The sequence below is a fragment of the Candidatus Portiera aleyrodidarum genome, from assembly GCF_902713745.1.
Taxonomy (GTDB): Bacteria; Pseudomonadota; Gammaproteobacteria; order Johnevansiales; family Johnevansiaceae; genus Portiera; species Portiera aleyrodidarum_D.
This window is the reverse complement of the sequence record NZ_CACTJB010000007.1, coordinates 1-3656: the sequence shown is the minus strand read 5'-3', so window position 1 is coordinate 3656 and position 3656 is coordinate 1. Positions and strand designations below refer to the sequence as shown.

The window sequence follows — 3656 nt, the reverse complement described above, 5'->3', positions numbered from 1 at the left end:
ACCCAATCCAACTTAAACAACACATTACAAAACAACTTACATTACATTAAACAACATAAACCACAAAGCATTACATTACACTAACTTAACACAACTAAACTATTACAAACCTCAATTCATATCAATTCAACATAACAAACCAATAAAACATAACACAACAACTTACATAAAGCATAACACCTCACTTCAAAGCAACACACTTCATCTCATCTCAACACATAATACCTAAAAACAACACAAAAACCTAAATAAAAACTTGACTCATCGCAGAGAATTACTTCACTTAAAATAAATTAGTTTAAACTTAGATGTTATACTTAGTGGCTTCACTAAACTTAGATGTTCTTAGCATCACAGAATAACTTAGAGTTACTTATATTTTATTAAATTAAACTTAGAGTTTATTAGAAACACATCATATCACAGCACTTATCGTTTCTGAACTTTTACTTTTACGCACCTAGTTTAGGTTATATTATTTTTTTATACTTATCAATGTTTGTTAATATTGATTTTTTTTTAGAATTTTTTATATAATAATTTTATTATTCATTTTAAACATTAATAACTATTATTTTATGAAAAAGATTACCTCTCTTAAAGGCATGAAAGATATTTTACCTAACAAATCTTTTATTTGGCAATACATAGAAAATAAAATACAAATGATTTTATATAAACATTTTTATTTAGAAATTAGAACCCCTATTATAGAAAAAACGCATTTATTTAATATTTCTTTAGGACAAACTACAGACATAATAAGAAAAGAGATGTATACTTTTAATGATAAAAATCAGATTTCTTTAACATTAAGACCTGAAAATACCACTTCTATAATTAGATCTATTTTAGAAAATCATATTAAAAATAAAACACAAAAATTATGGTATTTAGGGCCAATGTTTCGCTATGAAAATCCTCAATATGGTAGATTTAGACAATTTCATCAGTTTGGAGTAGAAACTTTTAACATGTTAGGTCCGGACATTGATTCAGAACTAATTTTAATAACAAATAGAATTTTTAAAACCTTAGGTGTACAAAAATATTTAAATTTAGAATTAAATTCTTTGGGATCACAAACTTCCAGAATAGTCTATTCACAAATATTATTTAATTATTTTAAAAAATTTAAAAACTATTTAGATAGTAATCTATTATATAAAATACATAAAAATCCTTTAAGAATATTAGACAATAAACTAAAAAATATAAAATATATATTAACACATACTCCTAACATATTGGATTTTATAGATGGAAAATCCATTCAACATTTTGAACATTTAAAAAATATTTTAAATTACACAAACATCAAATACAAAATAAATACAAAATTAGTAAGAGGTTTAGATTATTATTCCCGCACGGTGTTTGAATGGAAAACGAATGCTTTAGGAAGTCAAAATACAGTATGTGCTGGTGGTAGGTATGATTATTTAATAAAATTTTTTAATGGTAAAAAAATTCCAGCTGTAGGTTGTGCAATAGGTTTAGAAAGAATAATATTATTGTTAGAAAAACTCAACAAATTCCCAAACAATATAAAAATACACAGTCATATTTTATTTATTACACTTTCAAAAAAAAAAAAACTTATGATTAAATCAATAAAATTGTTAGAAACAATTCGTAATGAATTACCTAATTTAATTATACACAACACTTATTGTGGAACATCTTTAAAAAAACAATTATATAAAGCAAATAAAACTAACATAAATATTGTTTTAATTTATGGAAATAATGAATTTCAAAGCAATAAACTTTGTATAAAGGATTTGTATAAAAACACACAAAAATTATTAGCTTTTAAAGCTTTAATAAAAAAATTAAAATTAATATTTTATTATGAGTCACATCATTTCAATTGTTGGTAAAACAAACGTAGGAAAATCGACTTTATTTAATTGTTTAACGAAAACAAAAGATTCTGTAACAAATAATATTCCTTTTTTTACAAGAGATAGAAAATATGGACTTATAAAAATAAATAATAAAAACTTCACTTTAATCGATACAGCAGCTCTTTCTACTAATTTTTTATCGTATAAGGAAAAGAATATAACATATTTTATTAATAAACAAACCAAAATAGCGATTCAAGAAGCACATATCATTTTATTTTTAATAACATCTTATACTCACTTAGATTCGTTTTATAAAAAATTTTTAAAATTTTTAAAAAAAAAAAATAAAACACTTTTAATTATAGTAAATAAAATTGATTATTTAATAAATTTTTCTTTTAATAAGTTTTTAAATTTTTCTAAAACCATTTATATATCTGCTTTATACAAGATCAATATTAATCAAATTTTAAATAGTATAAAAATTCTTTTATCTAAAAAACAAAAAACCCAGAAAGACTTTCTGAATAATAAGAACAATAATATTTATAACACCACTAAACTATGCCTTGTAGGTAACACAAATGTAGGAAAATCGACGTTAATTAATAGTTTTTTAAAAGAAACTCGTTTAATTATTAATCATCATCCAGGAACAACAAGAGAAAATATAACAATAAAAATCCTTTATAAAAATCATTTATTTCTTTTAACAGATACAAAAGGAATAAATCAAACTCAAAATATAAAACAACATAATTTTTTATTTAACTTTATTAAACAAAATGATGTTATTTTTTTTATTATAGATGCAACTTTGGGTTTGTTTGAACAAGATATATTACTTTTAAAACAAATTTTGTCTATAGGTAAACATTTATTTTTAATTCTTAATAAATGCGATGTAATCAATAATAAACAAAAAACGGTTCTTAAAAATTTTCTATATACAAAATTATATCAATTTACAAAGTTTTTAACTATACATTTTATTTCTGCGTTATATTTTTATAATTTTAAATCCATATTTCACTCTCTAGACTTTTTTTTATATTTAAAATCAAAAAGTTGGTCAAACCATTTTTTAACCAAATTAATTAACTTAGCCATAAAAAAAAAACCCCTATTAAAAAAAAAGCATATTTTAAAATTTTTAGTAGCAAAACAAATTAATATAAATCCTATAATTATTATTATTTTTGGACAAAAACAACTCAAATTATTACCAAATCATTATAAAAGATATTTATTTAATTTTCTTGTACAAAACTTAAATATAAAAAATATTTGTTTACAAATTCATTATTTTCATAATAAATAACACACCTGAGAGGACTCGAACCTCTAACACTTTAATTCGTAGTTAAAAACTCTATCCATTTGAGTTACAGGTGCTTCGATTATTTTTATTTAAATTCTATTCAATAACATTATAACACTTTACTTAATATCACAAAAGACCTCAAAACACAACAGCATTAAAGTAAATTAAAAATAACAAAAAGTATATCAAAGTAACGAAAAGTAAAGCATTTCAAAAGCAACAGCACAGTACAGTACAGTACAGTACAACAGCTCAAAGTAACTCAAATATCCTTCTACAGCATTTTATCATTTCAAATAATATTAACTTTGCGCTAAGCTGATACAAGTATTACTCCTTTCAAGTTAAAGCAACTTAACTAACATCAAAACCTTTAATATAGTTCATAACATCTAAAAAAAAGTAAAGGCAAAACAAAGCAACTATTCTCAAAACACAACATTAGCTTATAATAACAAAGTATTATATAACATAACATA

The 3656-nt window shown here is 22.0% G+C and carries 2 protein-coding genes and 1 tRNA gene; 2 read left to right on the top strand and 1 reads right to left on the bottom strand.

Annotation, left to right across the window (positions count from 1 at the left end; all coding sequences use genetic code 11):
• Positions 1–578: 578 nt before the first annotated feature.
• On the top strand, positions 579–1883 hold the full coding sequence (hisS, locus tag H7S46_RS01455; protein ID WP_183043061.1) for a histidine--tRNA ligase: 1305 nt from the start codon (positions 579–581) through the stop codon (positions 1881–1883).
• Positions 1855–3174 (top strand): GTPase, encoded by a 1320-nt coding sequence (locus H7S46_RS01450; protein WP_183043060.1) that lies wholly within the window; start codon positions 1855–1857, stop codon positions 3172–3174. The genes hisS and H7S46_RS01450 overlap by 29 nt, the downstream gene beginning before the upstream one ends.
• Here H7S46_RS01450 and H7S46_RS01445 read toward each other — a convergent pair.
• Positions 3175–3248 (bottom strand) — tRNA-Arg (locus tag H7S46_RS01445).
• Positions 3249–3656: the final 408 nt, after the last annotated feature.

What these genes read in the sequence shown, in the direction of transcription:
- hisS (WP_183043061.1), top strand. Translation starts at nt 579, where the DNA reads ATGAAAAAGATTACCTCTCTTAAAGGCATGAAAGATATTTTACCTAAC.
- H7S46_RS01450 (WP_183043060.1), top strand. Translation starts at nt 1,855, where the DNA reads ATGAGTCACATCATTTCAATTGTTGGTAAAACAAACGTAGGAAAATCG.